Below are 18,066 nucleotides of genomic sequence, written 5' to 3'. Positions count from 1 at the left end.
GTTGCTTCTTTCCCCTGGCGGTGATTATTGCTTTTTGGAAACGCGAGCGAACGTCGCGTACCGGCGGCTTTTATGGATAGTGAAGAAAAATGAGCAACCAGGCATTTTTGCATAAATTCTTACAAACAAATGACAGTTTGCTCTGTCGCCACTGAATTTTTCCTGAAGGGGAAATGAAGTGTTGGATTGATGCCGCACATGGAAGTACTTCGCCTGCATAAGGTCTATCGCCTGCCGCCCTCCGGAGCGGCGGCCGATGCTGTTACCATAGCGTTTTTGTCCCACAGCCAGCGCGCACCCAGATTGCGCGGCCGCCACGTTTGTCATGACCCAGTCCCTCAGCTCATCCGCACAGCCCGAAAAAGCCGGCATGTCGCGCGCCGAAGTGCGCGCCTCGGCGTCGCTGGCGTCCATCTTCGCCTTGCGCATGCTGGGCCTGTTCCTGATCCTGCCGGTGTTCGCGGTCTATGCCAAGGGCCTGCCCGGCGGCGACAATGCCGCGCTGGTCGGCCTGGCGATGGGCATCTACGGCCTGGCGCAGTCGTTCGGCCAGATCCCGTTCGGCATGGCTTCCGACAAGTACGGCCGCAAGCGCATCATCGTGATCGGCCTGGTGCTGTTCGCCCTGGGCTCCTTCATCGCCGCGGCGGCCGACAGCGTGGCCTGGGTGATTGCCGGGCGCGCCATCCAGGGCGCCGGCGCGATCTCGGCGGCCATCACCGCCTTCATCGCCGACTCCACCCGCGAAGAGCACCGCACCAAGGCCATGGCCATGGTCGGCGCCTCCATCGGCCTGACCTTTGCGATTTCGCTGGTGGCGTCGCCGGTGCTGTACCGGCTGGTCGGCATGGGCGGCATCTTCGGGTTGACCGGCGTGCTGTCGGTGCTCGCCATCGCCGTGGTGCTGTGGGTGGTGCCGGACGCGCCGATGGTCAAGGCGCGCCGCGTGCCGCTGGGGGAGGTGTTGCGCCATCCCGAGCTGATGCGCCTGAACTTCGGCGTCTTCACGCTGCACATGACGCAGCTGGCCATGTTCGTGGTGCTGCCGGGCGCGCTGGTGCAGTACTCCGGCATCGCCGTGGACGAGCACTGGAAGATCTACCTGCCGGTGGTGCTGGCGTCCTTCGTGCTGATGCTGCCGCCGGTGTTCGTGGCCGAGAAGCACGGCCGGATGAAGCAGGTGTTCGTCGCCTCCATCGCCTTGCTGCTGCTGGTGCAGCTGGGTTTCTGGGCCGTCCTGAGCCAGTCGCTCATGCAGCCGTCGGCCCACTGGTGGGTGCTGGTGGCGCTGCTGTTCCTGTTCTTTGTCGCCTTCAATATCCTGGAGGCGTCGCAGCCGTCGCTGGTGTCGCGCATTGCGCCGCCGGCGGCCAAGGGCTCGGCGCTGGGCGTCTACAACACGATGCAGGCGCTGGGCCTGTTCTGCGGCGGCGCCCTGGGCGGCTGGCTCAAACAAAATGTAAGTGTGTCCGCGGTCTTCGCCTTGAGTGCTGTGGCCAGCCTGTCCTGGCTTATAATCGCGGCTAACATGAAAAACCTGCCCCGGCGCGGCGCGCACGCGGCAAGTGCAACTGCCTAACGTATTTCAGGAGAAACAATGGCATCGGTCAACAAAGTCATCATCGTCGGCAACCTCGGACGCGATCCGGAAACGCGCTACATGCCGAACGGCGAAGCCGTCACCAACATCGCCGTCGCCACGACCGAAAGCTGGAAGGACAAGAACAGCGGCGAGAAGAAAGAGCTCACCGAGTGGCACCGCATCACCTTCTACCGCAAGCTGGCTGAAATCGCCGGCCAGTACCTGAAGAAGGGCTCGCAGATCTACGTCGAAGGCCGCCTGCAGACCCGCAAGTGGCAAGACAAGGAAGGCGTCGAGCGCTACACCACCGAAATCATCGCCGACACCATGCAGATGCTGGGCAGCCGTCAGGGCGGCGGTGGCGGCGGCTCGATGGACGAAGGCAGCTACGGCGGTGGCGGCGGCGGTGGTTACGGCGGCGCGCCGCGCCAGAATGCCGGCGGCGGTGGTGGTGGCGGCATGGGCGGTGGCGGCGGCGGTGCTCCGCGCCAGCAGCCGGCCCAGCGCCCGGCCTCCAATTTCGAGGACGACGATATTCCGTTCTGACGAGCACTTTTAAAGAAATGTAATTAGTGGCCCGTAACCCTTGTGGTTACGGGCTTTTTTCTTATTTGCATTTTTTACACTTAGGAGTATGGTGCTATGAATTCGGCACTTTTTGAGGTGTAAATAAATGGTCGAGCGCTACACTGTCAGAACTTCTGTTTTTGAGTCGGGTGAGCGCTTTCCTATACTGGTCGAGGTCGGTACTGGCATGCCATTGTTCGATCCGACAGTCTTTACGCTAACTGAGTATCGTGCCCGCAACCGGGCGAGCGCCACCATCGAGCAGGTGCTACGTGCCGTGAAGGTGTTTCTACTGTTTTGTGATAGACATGGAATTGACCTCGATAAGCGCATGCTGGAAGGGCGATTGCTCGAATTAGGGGAGCTCGATGCTCTGGCGCAGTTCTGTCGCTTTCCCATGTCGGACATTGAGACTCAGGTCGAAGCGGCAGCGACCGTGTCGAAGCGCGCAGTTACTTCCCTCGAAAGCTTCCGCGTCAAGGCAAAGAAAAGTTTCCAGGAGGTCGCAGGCGATTCTGCTGCCGTGCGCCTAAGATATATCCGGCAGTTCATACGCTGGCTGGCGGATAGGCGTCTGCTAGGTCTGAGTGCATACCATCCATCGAGAGAGACGCTCTTTAATGCCTGTGAGACGACGGTATCCGGCCTGGCAGCTCGGATACCTGCCGGCAAAAGCCGCAATAGCGCCCGCGGCCGCCGGGCGATCGGAGAGGCGGCGCAAGCGCGTCTCTGGGAAATTGTTGACCCTCGTTCAGCGGAGAATCCGTGGGAAGGGCAGCACGCTAGAATTCGCAACGAACTCATCGTCCGCTGGTTTATGGGGCTCGGCATCCGTCGTGGTGAGCTTCTCGGCGTACGGATCACCGACGTGGATTTTAGGGCGAACGAGGCATTCATCGCTCGCCGCGCGGATGACCCGAGCGATCCGCGTGTCCAACAGCCCAATGCCAAGACGGCCGCCCGCCTTCTTGCGATAAGCGATGACCTGGCGCGGCTCACACGGCAGTACATCCTTGAGGCGCGGCACCGGTTCCCCAAGGCGCGGAAGCACGGCTTCCTCTTCGTCGCAAATGGCGGGGCTCCCCTCTCGCTTCGTGGGTTGAACAAGATATTTGATGTGCTGTGCAGGCGGCACCCTGAGTTTCCCGACGTCTACCCCCACTTGTTCCGCCATACGTACAACTACAACTTCTCTAGTATTGCCGATGAACAGGGCCTCGACCAAGAAATGGAAAAGAAGATCCGGTCTCAGGTAATGGGTTGGTCGGAGACATCGAATACCGCCGCAAGCTATACACGGCGGGAAATCGAGCGGAAGGCACGAGAGGCCTCGCTTCAGCTACAAAACAACATGGTGAAACCAAAAAATGGCGGCGATTAACGCCTCGGATTCACAGATCAATGCGCGGTCTGCCGGCGCTCTTCCAAGCAATGTCCGGACCCGTGGAGGAGCGATGTTTGACCCTCGCGAGGATGTATGGGAGCTGCGTGAGGCCACTTTCGAAGCAAAGCTCCGATTTGCATCGCTACCAGAGCGCGGGGGGCAATTTGACTTGGCATTCCGTTGGACGCTCATTTGGTATGCCCAAAACCAGTCGTTGCCTCATTTGAGAAACATGTTTTATCGGGCCGGCCATTTGTTTGATTTTATCGCCAAAACTACGAATTCCCCGCTGGCTGATATTTCTAGCGTACACCTTCTGAGCTACAAGTCCCATCTGGGAGCTGACAATGAATGGTGTCTGGGTAGCGTATCCGGCTTTTTGATGCGTTGGAGATCACTCGGATATCTCGGCATCACGAGGGATGCCGAAGCGCTATTGTCGCACCTGAAACTCAAAGGTAATCCGAAGGGGGTGAGTGTTGCTACGATGGACCCTTTGAAAGGGCCACTGACCACAGTGGAACTTGAGGCATTGCAAAAAGCGCTTAACGCTGCCTATGCACAACATGAGGTGAGCATGGCGGAGTACGTGCTCTGTTGGCTGTTGATGATGTTGGGACAGCGGCCAACCCAATATGCGGCGTTGAAGGTTCGCGATGTCGCCGTCGTTCATGAAAAGGATGGCGCAGTCACTTATTCGTTGCGTATGCCGAGGGCGAAGCAGCGTGACAGTAATGCGCGTGGTGAGTTCAAGGATCGGGTGCTGACTCCCGAAATCGGAAAGCTGGTAAACGAATACGCCCGAAACGTTCAGATTCAGTTCACGGGCCAGCTTTTTGACCCAATGGATGCCCCGCTGTTTCCGGGTGGCTCTGCAAACGGAGCAATTGCCGGATACGAATATCACCAGACGTCGCATCAGCTTGGGAATGTGGTCAATGCTGTACTCAGACGGCTTAAGGTCATTTCGGAGCGTACCGGAGATCACATTCATATTGGGGCGAAGAGGTTTCGCCAGACAGTCGGAACTCGAGCAGCAGAGGAGGGCCACGGCGAGCTGGTGATTGCTGAGCTCCTTGATCATACCGATACGCAAAACGTTGGTGTGTATGTGCGTTCAACGCCAGCCATTGTTGAACGTATTGATCGCGCGGTAGCGATGCAAATGGCTCCGCTTGCCCAGGCATTTTCTGGCAAGCTTATCAATGGGCCAACTGGTGCTTCTCGGCGCGTAGATCCCGCGAGCCACATACGAGCTCCCGAGATCACCGGAAAATTCGAGGCGATATCGAGTTGTGGTAAGCACGGGTTCTGCGGATTCCTCAAGCCTGTTGCCTGCTATACCTGCAACAACTTTGAGCCCTGGATGGATGGTCCGCATGAACAGATTTTGGAATATCTTATTGCGGAGCGAGAGCGCCTGATGGCGGCTGGCGATTCGCGGGTCGCTTCTATCAACGACCGATCCATCCTGGCAGTCGCGGAGGTTATCCAGCTCTGCGAGGCTGCTCGTGCTGATAGGAACGCCGCTCATGGCTAACCACCTCACATCGTCGCGGCAAGCGGACATCGTTGCATTTATACCGCAGGCAGACCTTGACGCACGCGCCAACATGTCGGCGTTCATTGAGCTGTGCCGGACGAAGTTGACCATATTCGGTGATTCTCTGGACTTCGAGGCTGATTCATGGGAAGTGTCCAACACCATCAAGCTGACGGCAAAGAAAAGCAAGCTGCGGATCATATTTAGCAACCGCGATACCTGCAGAGAGCGAGCGTGTGGGCGCGTCATGATGCTTGAACCGTTTAAGTCCTTCGCGAAGTCTTACATGCGTTACCAGCATGGAATGCAACGCAGTAACGATGTCGGTAAGCGAATAGCGGCCCTGAGAGCCCTGGAAGTAGCCCTGCTGGAGACTGGGCCGGCGGATCCCGTGCGCATCGACAGCCAAGTCCTGAACCGTGCTGCCCAGCTTCTCGGTGAGAAGGGGGCGGCCGCTGTCGTTTACAGAAACGGTGGCCAACTCGAGATTATTGCCCGATTCCTGAACAACAACCGGTTGACCATCGTGCCTACCCAATGGCGCAATCCACTCAAGCGGCCGGCCGAAGCTATCCGGGTTGGTAAGGATGCTGACGAGCGTCGTGCGGCCAAGATGCCCAGCCAAGCGGCGCTGGACGCGCTGCCTAAGGTGTTCCTGTTTGCCACGGAACCGGCAGACGTTCTCGTTTCGGCGACGACCGCGATTCTCTGCTCGGCCCCGGACCGTATTAGCGAAGTATTGGGTCTGCCCGTGAATTGCGAGGTTAGGCAGAAAAAAGATAGTTCGGAAGAAGATGCCTACGGTTTGAGATGGTGGCCGGCAAAGGGAGCGGCGCCAATGGTGAAGTGGATTATTCCATCGATGATCGGTGTTGTCGAAGAAGCCGTCAGGAAAATTCGCAGGCTTACCGATGAAGCGAGAAAGATTGCGCTTTGGTATGAGGAAAATCCAACTCACCTTTATCTGACAGAAGAGCTCGAGCACTTCCGATCAGAGAAGTTGTTAAGCATGGCAGATGTTGGAGAAATCATCTTTGCTAACAAAGTCGACAAAAGCGTTCCAGGTGTGTGGTGCGATACTCATCGAATCCCCAAATATAAGGATGGGAACCAAGGCTATGTCCGCTTTGCTGATGTCGAGGTCGCTGTGCTCAACCAATTGCCTCGAGGGTTTCCTGTCGCGAATGAGAAAACAGGCCTCAAATACAGTGAGTCGCTTTTCATAGTCCAGCGTAATGCGTTAAGTGCTTCTAAAACGCGTATTAGTTGTGTCATCGAGCCGGTGACGCATCCGCAGATTCATAACAGGCTTGGTGCACGATCTACTACTGGTATTCGATCTATCTTCGACCGTCATGGCTTCTATGAATTAGATGGGAGCCCGATCCGAGTTCACACACATCAGTTCCGTCACTATTTGAACACGCTCGCTCAGGCAGGCGGTTTAAGTCAGCTTGATATAGCCAAATGGTCTGGACGAAAGAATGTGAAGCAGAACAAATACTATGATCATGAGACGCCTGCTGCGATCGTAGATCGCATCCGAACTGCAGTTGGCGACGATACACGCATGTTTGGACCGCTAGCCAAAGGTCCTCAAGTGGCTCTCATCAAGAGAGATGAGTTCGCGAGATTAAAAGTGCCGACGGCGCATACGACGGACTTTGGATATTGCATTCATGACTACGTTATGTCGCCGTGCCAGATGCATCGCGATTGCCTCAATTGCGGAGAACAGGTTTGCGTGAAAGGCGAGAGCGAGAAAGAAAACCGTATCCGTCACGCCTATGCCGAAGCAGCGCGTCTACTCGCAATGGCTGAACAGGCGGAAAGGGATGGTGATTTAGGTGCCGGCGCGTGGGCAAAACACCACCGCACGCAACTAGAGCGGATAACGGGCCTAATCCAGATTCTGGATAATCCTACGGTTCCTGATGGCGCAGTCATTCAATTGATGCCTATAGACATCCCATCACGATTGGAGCATGCGGAACAAGCTTGTGCTTTGTCGATATCACCCGTGGGAGAAAGCATGCCACCGGCATTTAAGGAAGAAACATGACTCGGATGAGAGGACGCAATCTTGATGATGGAGTCGTTGCTGTTATCGTTCAGATACTCGATGGTTGGAAGGATAAGTTGACCTGGGACGCGCTCATAGAGGTGCTCAGGAGGCGCGAGGGTTTACGATACACCCGGCAGGCGCTCCACCGTCACGAGCGGATTCGATTGGCCTTTACGGTGCGAAAGAAGGCTTTGGCGGAACAAGATGAACAACCCAGGACAGCATCGTCGCCGGAGTTGCAGATTGCCCTGGAGCGGATCGCACGGCTAGAGGCTGAGAACCAGCGGCTTGCTTTCGAAAACAACGCCCTGTTAGAGCAGTTCGCTCGATGGGCCTACAACGCACAGACACGAAACTTGACTGCGGACTTCTTGAACAATCCACTTCCCACGGTGAATCGCGATCAAAGTGAACTGCAGCTTACGGCACGTAGGAAAACGTTGACTGGTAAGAAAAAGTTCGCTGGAACTTAGGTGCTGGTAGGAGATGAAGTGACGACAGGCAATCAAGCACCTAACCATTTCGAAGCATAACTCGCGCGGCAAGCGGCTTAGCGGCTTAGCTTCTCGATCAATCTTGGTTCAGCCCGAGGGGGGACTCCACAAGTTTGGTGACATGAATTCCTATAGCCATCGGTTGACATAGCGGACCGTCGAAAGGTCTTGCTAGCGACGCTTACTTCGTCCTGGCCAAGGTAATTGCCCAGTGAGCTCCGCCAAACCGCCATCGTCCTCAACGCGCGCACCGAAACGGTTTACTTCGACCTCGGGTAGATCTTCGCTGTCGAACCAGATCAGCGAGGTCGTGGTGTCAGTGTGTGCGTAGTGCCTAGAGAGCTCCCAGAGGTCGAGGCCCTTTTCCCAATTGTCGAACCAGATATCTTGTGCGACTTCATCCGTGTCCGAGGCACTGTTGCCTGAAGAGCGCAGGCGATGAGCCACGGAGCCGACAGGGATGGCAGATCTGGGAGATATCCAAGCCCGAGCCTGTCGCAAGCTGGTGGAGCGCGCAGCATAGCGTACTGCACCGCGCTCCATCGTAACGAAGGCGCACGGGATATCGCTGAGAGACGCGAATCGCGACGCTGCTGCGGGGAACGATGTATTGAACAAGTCTGCCATGCGTTGAATCAGTTCCAACGAAGGCTCTTCCTTGGGTACAAGCGACAACCATTGTTGATATGGCATCAGTAATTCGGCGGCGAAGGTGTCGCAGGCGATTTCGTTCGGATGCCGCTTCGCATAGGACCAAGACGGCACTTCGTCATGGCTCGACTCCAGCGCTAGGACGATGTGTGCGATCTCATGGCAGATGGTGAAACGCTGACGTTCTTCTGTTTCCAGCGAATTCACAGTGATGACATGCTTGCCATTCGGTTTGGTGATCGTATAGCCGGATTCGCCTTCGCCAAGCTCATCTTTCTTGACCTTGGCATTGGCTGCGGCCACATAAGGACTCAGATCTTCTTGGATGCCGGACACGTCAACCTTTGCAACGAAAGCACGCGCTTTCTGCTTCACATCTGCTTCATCCATGTTCAATCGTCCTCGTCGTCATCCTCGAACGCCTTCCGTATCCGATTAATCAGCGTCGCGGGATCGGGCCTGGTATTGCCGCGATGCCTCACCCCCGCTGCGGCGGAAAAGATGTCGATGCTGACGGAGGGATCGTTTAGCACGAATTCGACAAGGTGGAGATCGGCCTCTGCATGGTCGACAAGCCACATTACCAGTGCGGTATCTCTCTCAGTTGGCTTCAAAACCCTCAATAGCTTCTCGATCAAATCCGGCGACGGATTCGTCTTCTCGCCTGATTCTAAGCGGTGAACATAAGCATGATCCACCGAAGAAAGTTGACCGATTTCGCGCAGCGAAAGAGTCCTTCGTTCGCGTAGCGTCTTAAGGGCGACGCCCAGGCCTGTTTGTGACATCCGTTCTAATCCTTGCATTGTGGGAGAAGCAAACAAACCTCTGTTGCCACTCCGCATTATTGATGTTCAGGGCTGCTCGCAACATGCCAGTTGCACCGGCGTGCGTACTCTGATACATTGTTGTCCAACCAGACAACGGATGCAGATTTTAAAACTGCTTGCGATTGGTTTGGCTTGGCCTTCCCGTTGTCTGTATGAGCAACACATTGTGCTACATGGAACGGTCAAAGACAACCTCTACCGGGGTTCCGATGGTCCAACTTAGGAGATTCACCATGGCAGGCAAGAATCAACATGTAGTTCCTCACCAGGACGGTTGGGCTGTCAAGGGTGCCGGCAATCAGCGGGCAACCTCCGTGCACGGCACACAGCAACAGGCAATCGACGCGGGGCGGAACATCGCACGCAACCAGCAATCCGAACTCGTCATTCACCGTCCGGATGGACGCATCCGTGACAAGGACAGCCACGGCCACGACCCTTTCCCGCCGAAGGGCTGAGTGCCATGACGGGCGTTCCCATCTACCATGTGCTCGCCCTGTCTGGGGGCGGCTATCGCGGCCTGTACACAGCGACGGTTCTTGCCGAGCTTGAAGCCGTGATGGGCCGTCCTATTGCTTCGCATTTCGACCTGATCTGCGGCACTTCCGCGGGCGGAATGCTGGCCTTGGGGCTCGCGGCAGAGATCCCGGCCATTGAACTCAAGGGCCTCTTCGAAAAGCAGGGTTCCCGCATCTTTGGTTGCCGTAGTCTTGCGCGGCGGCTTCTGGGTTTCTGGTTGACCGCCAAACATGATGCCGCGGGGTTGCAAGGCGTGCTGGAAGAGCGCTTCAAGGATGCCACGATTGGTAGCCTGAAGCATCGTGTTCTTGTTCCGGCCGTCAACTACTCGACTGGGCGTGGTCAGTTTTTCAAGACACCTCATCATCCGTCCTTTGAGATGGATCACCGCATGAAGATCGTCGATGTGGCGTTGGCTACCGCCGCTGCACCCGTCTACTTTCCGCTGGCGCGCAACGACCGTGGCGTCTTCGCCGATGGCGGACTGGTCGGCAACGCGCCGGGGCTATTCGGGTTGCACGAAGTCAATACGTTTCTCGCACCGAACCAAAACGCGCTGGTTCGTGTGCTGTCGATCGGCACAATGACGATCGGTGCAACCGTCCGCGGAGGAGCCAGTCTCGACCGCGGATTCGGCAAGTGGCGTGGGGGACTGTTCGACCTAGTTATCTCCGCTCAAGAATCATCGGTGGACTACATGCTGCGCCAGTCACTTGGGAGCAACTACTTCCAGATCGACGACAAAGCCACGCCAGATCAAAGTAAGGACGTAAAGGCGCTAGACAGAGTTTCCATTGGCGCCACGAATACGCTCAAGGATCGTGGTAACCATGCAGCGCAGCGCGCGCTGGGTGATCCTCTTTTCCAACCATTTCGAGCGCATCAGGCCGGCGCACCCATCTTCTATCACGGCCCCAACAAGAATGTTCCGGAGGCTGCATGCTGAACCTGAGTCCGCTTTTCTTTACCACCGTTGATAACGAGTCCTGTATGCACGAAGAGCTGGATCTGTCACTTGATCAGCGTGCATGGATTGCGGGTGCCCGCAACGATGTCAGGAATTGTCTGCGTACCGGAATTCCGCGCGTGCTACGCGGGCACGGGTACACGGATGACGTGCCGCAGCCGCGTTTCTTCACGCAAGGCTCCTGGGCTTATAAGACATTGAACGCTCCGGCACAACGCCCCCAACAGGCGGATGTTGACGATGGTTGCTATCTGCCGCTGAGTTTTGTTTCGCAGACGAAGCGCCCGAGCAGGGCAACAACGGTGTTCTTTGCGGCGGCAGAAGAAGCTCTGAGGCCGTTGGTCGAGGAAAAGCGCTGGACGCTAGTCACTGATAAGCCGACGTGCATCCGGATCGTCATTGCTGCCTTTGCTCACATCGACATCCCGCTGTACGCCATTCCTGATACGGAATTTGTCACGCTCACGAAGGCATCGATGGAGAGTTACGGGTATGACTCTATCACCGAGGCGGTCAATAAGGCAGAGCGGGATGCCTGGACGGCATTGCCTGCTGATAAAGTGCTCTTGGCCCACCGTGAGTGTAACTGGATGGCATCCGATCCCAGGCCCGTGAAGGAGTGGTTCTTGGGCGAAGTGGAGGCCAAGGGCGAACAGTTCCGCCGCGTGGTTCGCTACTTGAAGGCGTACCGCGACTGGAGGTGGTCTAGCGGTGGCCCCGCTTCCATTCTCTTGATGGCCGCTGCGGCTCCGTTGTTCGAGAAGCGAGATCGGCGCGACGACCTCGCATTGCTGGATGTCGTTGCGGCATTGCCAGCTCGCCTGCGTGCGGGAGTTAACAACCCCGTGGACGAGTCGGAGTCACTCACGGTTCGACTCGGCAAAGAGGGTGTTGAAGAAGCAGCGAAAGCGTTCGAAGAATTGGAAAAGGCACTGCGTGGTGCAACCGATGCCGGCAGCCCTTCACAGGCCTGCATCTGGATGCAAGGCGAATTCGGCCCGCGGTTTCCGAATGAGCCGGATCGAGTCAAGGTGGTATCCATCGCGGCGACCATCGCCGCGGCGCCTGCCATGGCAGGTCCGAGTGAGCTGGTCGGACGAACGAAGGCAGGATGAGTCGCCTTACCGCAGTAGCGGATGTGATTGAGGCCTTCAAGCAGAAAGGCTTCGATTTTGTCGGCAAGACGGGTAACGGCTGGTTCAAGTTGCGGGGAGTGTTGACGCCGCCAGGAGCGGAAAAAGGCTGTCCTTGTGAAGTTCAGCTCGACCCCACCTTCTTCGAGCTACCTCGCATTCGACTGCTTGATATTCCCGCTGAACTGCCAAAGGCTGTTCCTCATCTTGGTGCCGAAGGTGATCTTTGCTATCTCGCCAAGGCGACCGTCGTTCTGGATATCTACGACCCTGTAGGGCAGTCCTTGGCATGTCTTCAACGCGCGGCCTTGGTACTAGGTCAGATATTGAGTGGCGCGATGATTGAAGATCTCGCGGAAGAATTCTTTGCCTACTGGGACGGCTGGTTTTGCTTCGTGGACATGCAAGGCGAGGACTTGGGGCGGCAGAACTGTTTTGTTGCGGAAGCCAATGGGAACTCGCTTTGGTTCATCAGTGACAACGAAGTTCGAACAAAAGAGAAACTGAATTCGCTCGGCTACAAGGTGACCAATAAAACGGTGCTGACTTACCGGGTCAAGAGCACCGCGCAACCTCGGCCGCTGACTAGCCATTGGCCACCTGAAACAGTGGCGGATATCTTGGCTTGGCAAAGTACCCTTGACCCTCGATGTCGGCGCAAGATTCACGATCGAATCAAGGAGGGGGAAAGAAAAAAGGCAAATGGCGTCCTTATCGTCATCGAATCGCCTTTGATGACCTATGGCTTCGTTGTTCTCTTTGACCGTCAAGCCTTGGCTCAAAAAACTAAGGTCAATGATCGCAAAGATATGAGCTATGGGCTGAAGGTGATGCCCATCTCGATGGTCCGGATTGATGATCGATATTTGGCCCAACGCAACATCCCCAAATCGAAAACGCTGGCGGGCAGAAGAATCGCACTTGTAGGTTGTGGAACGATTGGTGGATACCTAGCGGACATGTTGGTCAAGGCTGGGGCTGGAACATGCGGCGGGAAGATCACGTTAGTGGATTTTGATTGTCTCCTTCCGCAGAATATCGGGCGGCATCGCCTCGGATTTCCGGACTTGTTGTCGAACAAGGCCGAGGCCATGGCAAAGGAGCTCAAACGATTGTCACCAGGCGCCGAGGTGCAGGCGCTCCCAGTGGATGTCAGGCAGGCTCAGTTGGGGCAGCTAGATCTACTCATCGATGCCACCGGTGAAGAATCCCTCGGGCACTGGCTGTGCGGCCGCTATCGGGCCCCCACGCCCATGCTTTCTGTATGGATCGAAGGGCCGGGAACTGCTGTACGTGCACTCCTGAGAGCGAACGCCTCCGGAGCGTGCTACCGATGTCTATGGCACCGCCATCGTAGAGGCGAACTTCGCTCGACTCGAGATCCTCTTCCTGCGATCTTGGCGGGTCATGGATGTGAGGGCTTATACGTACCTTTCCCGGCATCAGTTTCGGTACAGGCAGCGAGCTTAGGTGCCGAGATGGCCCTTGATTGGATCAACGATGTTCACTCTGCGGCGTTGCAGACCCGGCTGATCGACCAGACCCATCAGCTTGCCACGCCGGATTGCGATCCTTTACAGGATCGGGACTGCCCCATATGCCATTCCTGAGTTCTTGGGCAAGCAGCGATAAGAGCAGGCTGCTGCATTTTTCGACAAACACGCTGGAGACATTCAGTCAGCATGTTCAGGGTAGTGATACCGACAGCGAAGCAGGCGGTCTCTTGCTCGGTTCTGTACATGGAACCCATCTACTCATTGAACAAGCGACCGTTCCCACTGAATGGGATAAGCGTTTTCGCTACCTGTTCGAGCGGATGCCATTTGGTCACGAAGCGATCGCGTTGTCGCGATGGACGGCGACTCAAGGAACAGTCCGCTATCTTGGCGAATGGCACACCCACCCTGAAGACTATCCCCATCCTTCTGGTCTCGATAGATCAGAATGGAATCAGTTGTCAGCGCGGCGTCGGGATAAGCGGCCAATGCTCGCCGTCATCGTCGGACGAAAGTCTCTGTATGTTGAATTGGTACCAAGTTCAGGTTGCGGCACGGTATTGATCTCTGTGGAATAGCTGGAAATAGATACGCTGTCTTCTCTGTGTTCCACCGTGGGGGGCTCTGGGAACACTTTGCCCCTCGGCAAATCGTTAGTTGGCGCCGGTCGCATGTATGTTTTTGCAACAGACGCGTTAGGGGCGTGGTGAAATATTGAAAGGTGAGCTTTTACAGGGACGGTAGCCACGCTGCCGCAATCACGCTATTAGCAACGCGGCCAAGTCGAAAGAGGAATTGATGTCGGCAGAACTCGTTCAGTACGCTTCACGACGCCAAGGTCGAGAAGTTTGTATCAGCTAGGTTTAGACATTTTGCACTTTCTGGTGGTGAAAAATGAATAAACGCCAAAAATCGATGTTTTGAACGCCTTTTTTGCAAAACAAAATGGTTGAAAATTGAAGTTCAACTTTTTTGGAGTCCACGATGTACCTGCTTGAAACCGTTTTACGAGCGTCCATATCCATGTGGCGTCTAATCATCCTGTTTGCCTTTTTGCTTATTCTCTCCTTGCATTTTTTCACTATGAAGGCCGAGCAATCTTGCGTGGCTGCGACACTTGATACGCTAAACGACCCAACGATCTCTGACACGAAAGCTGCGAGGGCTGACCGAGTGTGTGACGGAGCCTCGAGGTTCGGTGCCGCGCTTCTTTCCCCGATTGAGAAACTGACGAGGTAGTCAGCGGAGAGTGCAAGGGGGCAGCAATGCGTTTCTGCAGTTAGGTTTGAGCAGATCCGTCTTGTGCTACGTTTCGGGAAAACTCGGGGGATGTATGAGCAAGTGGAGGTCTCAATTGGCCATGATTCTGGTCGCGCCGGTTATGGCTTTTCTTATAGGATATGTAGTGCATGGACTTGTCGAAAATCCTCCTGTATCTAGTTCCGATCTTTCTGGGTGGGCACAAGCGTTTGGTGCGATAGCCGCAATTGCAGGTGCTTGGCTCGGAACACAGTATCAAATTCGAAGCGCAGAAAGGAGCAGACTGAAAGATCGGGCTGAATTGCTTTTGGAGCATGCGGATATTTGCCTCGCCGTGGCGAATGACGCAGTTCGATCTCTAACGCACATAGCAAATCAATTCCAAGATGACGTCAGGAGCTATGGCTTCACGGTTGTAGGTGCCGAGCGGGTCGAAGCACTACTGCAGATGATCGAAACAGTCTCCCAGAAGAGCATCCCTCCGACCATGTTTATGCAATTGATTCCCTTGCAGCGAGAAGTTGCCTTCACTCTTACGGCCGTGCGGCAGCACAATCGCGCAGGGGACACTCCGTCCGGTGAGAGGGAAAAGAAAGCGCGAAAGCGAGCCGATGCAGTCGTCAAATGTCGGGATGCTCTGCAGCAGATTCGAGACGATCTGGCAAAGGCTTACCGAGCCCATTGATTTCATGCTGCCTTTGAAAATGACCGGTCATGGAGGTTGTAGCGTGGAGCAGTCCAGCCCCGCTTATCTATTTCCAGTTTTGCCGGTGCGTCCAAGCTCTGTGGGACCATACTTTGGGACAGCTGCTTGGCAATGCTGCCGCCGCAAGACACTCAGGAGTGAGTTCCGTCTATCAGTTCGATCCGTCATTCGCCTGCCAAAGATTGACACGCTCTCCTTACCAGTCGCAATGCAGCTACTTTCTTTTCCCACCGCGACCATGGAAACGCATATACCTGGTGGAAGAACACGGGGAGAACGGTAAGAGCCACTGCCATGCTACGATTCCTTCCAAAAATGTGGGGGAATGATGCAACTTCGCTGGAAAATTCTATGCGCCTTTGTTGGCGCAGCAATGGCTGCAGCTTTTGCGCTGCATCCGCCGTTGAATAGTCAGGACTATGCAGCTTGGATTCAGGCAATAGGTTCGCTTGCCGCGTTGGGAGGCGTGATTTGGACTGTAAAGACGCAGGAACGGTACCGACGGGAGGAGGCAAGCACTACGGCCACGGTAGTTGCAGCCGCGATGACTTTGCACCTCAGTACTGCCGCCACCGTTGTTCGCACATTTCAAGAGAGACTTGATATAGCAGCGCAGATTGACTGTGCGCCTCAGCTTTTTGAGGAGATTCTTGCCAAGCTGCAAGAAGTTCCGACTTGGAATGCAGACGATCTTGCTCGGCTTGTTCCGCTTCCAAATCATATTGCACTTAAGGCTGCCGGCGCGATTGATCGTCTTAACGTTGCAATTCTGGTTCTCGAAAAGACTGTTCAAAGCGCTCAGCTTCGTGCTGACGCTGGATATCGAAAAGATCGAGCGAAATATTTCTCTTTCATCTTGAATGAATGCTGGCAGCTGTTCGATATGGCTAGTTCGCGTATGCAGTTGGTGACGCATGCGCAGACCAGTCCCCACCACTGACCTGAAGGCATCTCGCGCTAGATCTGCACCTCGCGCACTGTTTGTCTCTGAAGGAGGGGCTCGAGCTCGCTTGAGGGGCGGGAGACTTGGCAACCGGAGCATGGTTCGAACCCCGTAAAAGAGGAAAGAAGAATGCGGATAGTCACGCTGCCACAATCACGCTGTTAGCAACGCAGCCAAGTCGGAAGCCACTGGACCGTCCCCGGTTTGTAGAGACTGCATTGTGAAAATACTTTATTTGGAAAAGATATTTCTTCAGCCTGCCAGTACCCTCTGCCGACGTGACTCACGTGATCTCGCGCATCGAAGTGTAGTTGCTGGCGGGACACAACGGTCGTGTCGCCATTTGCCACGTCATCGAATCAGATCATCGATTCCGGCGAACATGTATTCGAGGCGGGTGGCTGGCCGTGGCATGCCGGGCGGATACCTGTCGAACTTGGCCTGCTGTTGGTCGGCCATGTCATTAAGCTTTTGCCAGAGGGTTAGCAGTCTCAATGGCGGCAGACGTTTGAACACGTCAAACACCAACTCCTGCGCACATGAGCGTTTCAAGGCCATATTTGTCATATACGATTGCAGCTTGTCGGCGCGGATTTCCCACCCTTCGTTGGCAAAATAAATTTGGCCATACAGGCTTTTGATCATTTCTCGCGCATGGGCACCCAAGGGCGCTAGCCGCTTCTGTAAGCCTTTGCTTTGAGATGGAAACGGCGCATAGGTGGGATTCGTGTCGGCCATGAACTCCTTGTCCACTATGACGTCTTCGCCGCCGTACATGCAGGCCACGAGCGCCAAAGCAAAGATGAATTTGTGCTGCGTACTGGCATGGACGCGTGTAATGCCGCCGGCCCGGGTGTGTAAGTAGTGGAGCTGCACTTGTCCGGCTTGGTGTATCACAACTTCCATCGCGGTACCCTGCAGCGGCGTGCCGAAACCAGATTCGGCGCTCATCAGGCCGCCAAGGCCGAACCACATTGACAAGATTTCCCGGATGTCGTCGTCGTTCTCGACCTGTGGAGCGGCTACGATGCCTTGCCCGTTCAGCACGCTGAGCAATTTGACTGCGCCGGCAGCTGCCCGGGATGCGAGCTCGGCAATCTTGGCCGATTCCAGCAGAGCACGGTTAGCTACGATATTGCACAACAATTCCAAGGTGAGTTGGCCATCGGTCCCGCGGTGCTGGATCTCCTCGTTACCACCACCCTGGAAAGCCTCTTCCTGATTTGTTGGGGCGGAATTGGAGCTCAGGAAGGGAGACGGAAGGACGTCCCATATAACCAGTTGCGCCTTGGAATAGCGGAGCGCCTGTTCTCCCAACCATGACATCCAGTCGAAAGGGGTTGCCATGGTCTCAGGTATACTTTTCCTGCTCCGCCATTCTGCTTCGACTTTTCGGTATTCCTTATAGAAAAGATACTCAATGGAGTTGGTAGCGAGCGACAATGTGAGGTCTGTTAACAGGGGATGGGCGTTATCGTATGTATCCACCTTGATCCACTCGAGCATAGGTAGGTACTGTTCCAGTACCTGGGCGGGAAGCACGTTCTTCAGTGCGTCGCACAGGACTTCACGGTTTTCCAGCTGATTTAGGGCGCGCCCGTCGTTTTCGTCCAAGTCCACGGCGTTCAGGTATTTTAGGGACGTTTCCCCAAACGGCAGCACTGAGAAAAAACCATCTTCTTCTTTCCATTGGCTCAATGGCAAACGCGACAAAGTGTGTGCACGCCACTTACGTGCGTGCACACCGTTCATCTGCACGTCCGAAGAGAACGCCTTGTGCAACGCGTCAATCTCGCGGACAGGGGCGGCGCTGATGCGCGCCTGGGCCTCTTGCTCGGGCTGAGTCAGCATGTCGGCCACCGTCGTGAGGATGGCGTCAGCAATCTTCGGGTCGCGGCCGCGTTGCGATGTCTTTAGCGTTCTCATGGT

The 18,066-nt window shown here is 55.7% G+C and carries 17 protein-coding genes; 13 read left to right on the top strand and 4 right to left on the bottom strand.

Annotated elements, in window-relative coordinates; translation table 11 throughout:
- Positions 1 to 24: 24 nt before the first annotated feature.
- Entirely contained in the window at positions 25 to 414 is a 390-nt protein-coding gene (locus tag CEJ42_RS24720; RefSeq protein WP_165774456.1) for a hypothetical protein, read from the bottom strand.
- On the opposite strand from CEJ42_RS24720, the gene CEJ42_RS17005 reads away from it, so the two are divergent.
- The 6 genes from CEJ42_RS17005 to CEJ42_RS16980 all read left to right on the top strand — a co-directional run bounded on the left by CEJ42_RS17005 (position 371) and on the right by CEJ42_RS16980 (position 7,614).
- The gene (locus tag CEJ42_RS17005) at positions 371 to 1,579 is read left to right on the top strand and encodes an MFS transporter (RefSeq protein WP_175354751.1); all 1,209 of its coding nucleotides are present in this window, start codon (positions 371 to 373) and stop codon (positions 1,577 to 1,579) included. The two genes, CEJ42_RS24720 and CEJ42_RS17005, sit on opposite strands and share 44 nt — an antisense overlap.
- A gap of 18 nt (positions 1,580 to 1,597) precedes the next feature.
- Positions 1,598 to 2,128: a single-stranded DNA-binding protein gene (ssb, locus tag CEJ42_RS17000; protein ID WP_088751930.1), complete on the top strand. Its 531-nt coding sequence runs from the start codon at positions 1,598 to 1,600 to the stop codon at positions 2,126 to 2,128.
- Between the two features lie 127 nt (positions 2,129 to 2,255).
- Positions 2,256 to 3,530, top strand: coding sequence for a tyrosine-type recombinase/integrase (locus CEJ42_RS16995; protein WP_088751929.1), 1,275 nt, complete (start codon positions 2,256 to 2,258; stop codon positions 3,528 to 3,530).
- Between the two features lie 73 nt (positions 3,531 to 3,603).
- Positions 3,604 to 5,073, top strand: a complete 1,470-nt coding sequence (locus CEJ42_RS16990) for a site-specific integrase (RefSeq protein WP_243397890.1) — start codon at positions 3,604 to 3,606, stop codon at positions 5,071 to 5,073.
- Positions 5,066 to 7,138 carry an integrase gene (locus tag CEJ42_RS16985; RefSeq protein WP_243397889.1) on the top strand — a complete coding sequence of 691 codons (2,073 nt, stop codon included), beginning with the start codon at positions 5,066 to 5,068 and terminating at the stop codon, positions 7,136 to 7,138. Before CEJ42_RS16990 ends, CEJ42_RS16985 begins: the two co-directional genes overlap by 8 nt.
- Positions 7,135 to 7,614 carry a hypothetical protein gene (locus CEJ42_RS16980; RefSeq protein WP_088751928.1) on the top strand — a complete coding sequence of 160 codons (480 nt, stop codon included), beginning with the start codon at positions 7,135 to 7,137 and terminating at the stop codon, positions 7,612 to 7,614. Before CEJ42_RS16985 ends, CEJ42_RS16980 begins: the two co-directional genes overlap by 4 nt.
- 192 nt (positions 7,615 to 7,806) lie before the next feature.
- Here the strand turns inward: CEJ42_RS16980 and CEJ42_RS16975 are convergent, their stop codons facing one another.
- Both CEJ42_RS16975 and CEJ42_RS16970 read right to left on the bottom strand, forming a co-directional pair.
- On the bottom strand, positions 7,807 to 8,676 hold the full coding sequence (locus tag CEJ42_RS16975; RefSeq protein ID WP_088751927.1) for an ImmA/IrrE family metallo-endopeptidase: 870 nt from the start codon (positions 8,674 to 8,676) through the stop codon (positions 7,807 to 7,809).
- Between the two features lie 2 nt (positions 8,677 to 8,678).
- Positions 8,679 to 9,071 carry a helix-turn-helix domain-containing protein gene (locus tag CEJ42_RS16970; protein WP_088752020.1) on the bottom strand — a complete coding sequence of 131 codons (393 nt, stop codon included), beginning with the start codon at positions 9,069 to 9,071 and terminating at the stop codon, positions 8,679 to 8,681.
- A 275-nt stretch (positions 9,072 to 9,346) separates the two neighbouring features.
- On the opposite strand from CEJ42_RS16970, the gene CEJ42_RS16965 reads away from it, so the two are divergent.
- From CEJ42_RS16965 to CEJ42_RS24710, 7 genes are all read left to right on the top strand, one after another.
- Positions 9,347 to 9,571 (top strand): DUF2188 domain-containing protein, encoded by a 225-nt coding sequence (locus tag CEJ42_RS16965; protein WP_088751926.1) that lies wholly within the window; start codon positions 9,347 to 9,349, stop codon positions 9,569 to 9,571.
- 5 nt (positions 9,572 to 9,576) lie between these two features.
- A complete protein-coding gene (locus tag CEJ42_RS16960; protein ID WP_088751925.1) occupies positions 9,577 to 10,578 on the top strand; it encodes a CBASS cGAMP-activated phospholipase in 1,002 nt (333 codons plus the stop codon).
- A complete protein-coding gene (locus CEJ42_RS16955) occupies positions 10,572 to 11,714 on the top strand; it encodes a CBASS cGAMP synthase (protein ID WP_088751924.1) in 1,143 nt (380 codons plus the stop codon). The genes CEJ42_RS16960 and CEJ42_RS16955 overlap by 7 nt, the downstream gene beginning before the upstream one ends.
- Entirely contained in the window at positions 11,711 to 13,342 is a 1,632-nt protein-coding gene (locus CEJ42_RS16950; RefSeq protein ID WP_088751923.1) for a ThiF family adenylyltransferase, read from the top strand. The genes CEJ42_RS16955 and CEJ42_RS16950 overlap by 4 nt, the downstream gene beginning before the upstream one ends.
- Positions 13,330 to 13,806, top strand: coding sequence for a Mov34/MPN/PAD-1 family protein (locus tag CEJ42_RS16945; RefSeq protein WP_088751922.1), 477 nt, complete (start codon positions 13,330 to 13,332; stop codon positions 13,804 to 13,806). The genes CEJ42_RS16950 and CEJ42_RS16945 overlap by 13 nt, the downstream gene beginning before the upstream one ends.
- Before the next feature lie 776 nt (positions 13,807 to 14,582).
- Positions 14,583 to 15,173, top strand: a complete 591-nt coding sequence (locus CEJ42_RS24715) for a hypothetical protein (protein WP_129587769.1) — start codon at positions 14,583 to 14,585, stop codon at positions 15,171 to 15,173.
- Between the two features lie 346 nt (positions 15,174 to 15,519).
- The gene (locus CEJ42_RS24710) at positions 15,520 to 16,134 is read left to right on the top strand and encodes a hypothetical protein (RefSeq protein ID WP_129587768.1); all 615 of its coding nucleotides are present in this window, start codon (positions 15,520 to 15,522) and stop codon (positions 16,132 to 16,134) included.
- Between the two features lie 354 nt (positions 16,135 to 16,488).
- On the opposite strand, the gene CEJ42_RS16925 is transcribed toward CEJ42_RS24710, so the two are convergent.
- Positions 16,489 to 18,063 carry a hypothetical protein gene (locus CEJ42_RS16925; protein WP_088751918.1) on the bottom strand — a complete coding sequence of 525 codons (1,575 nt, stop codon included), beginning with the start codon at positions 18,061 to 18,063 and terminating at the stop codon, positions 16,489 to 16,491.
- Positions 18,064 to 18,066: the final 3 nt, after the last annotated feature.

Source organism: Herbaspirillum robiniae (genome assembly GCF_002213415.1).
Classification (GTDB): domain Bacteria; phylum Pseudomonadota; class Gammaproteobacteria; order Burkholderiales; family Burkholderiaceae_D; genus Herbaspirillum; species Herbaspirillum robiniae.
This window is presented reverse-complemented; position numbering and strand designations above follow the sequence as displayed.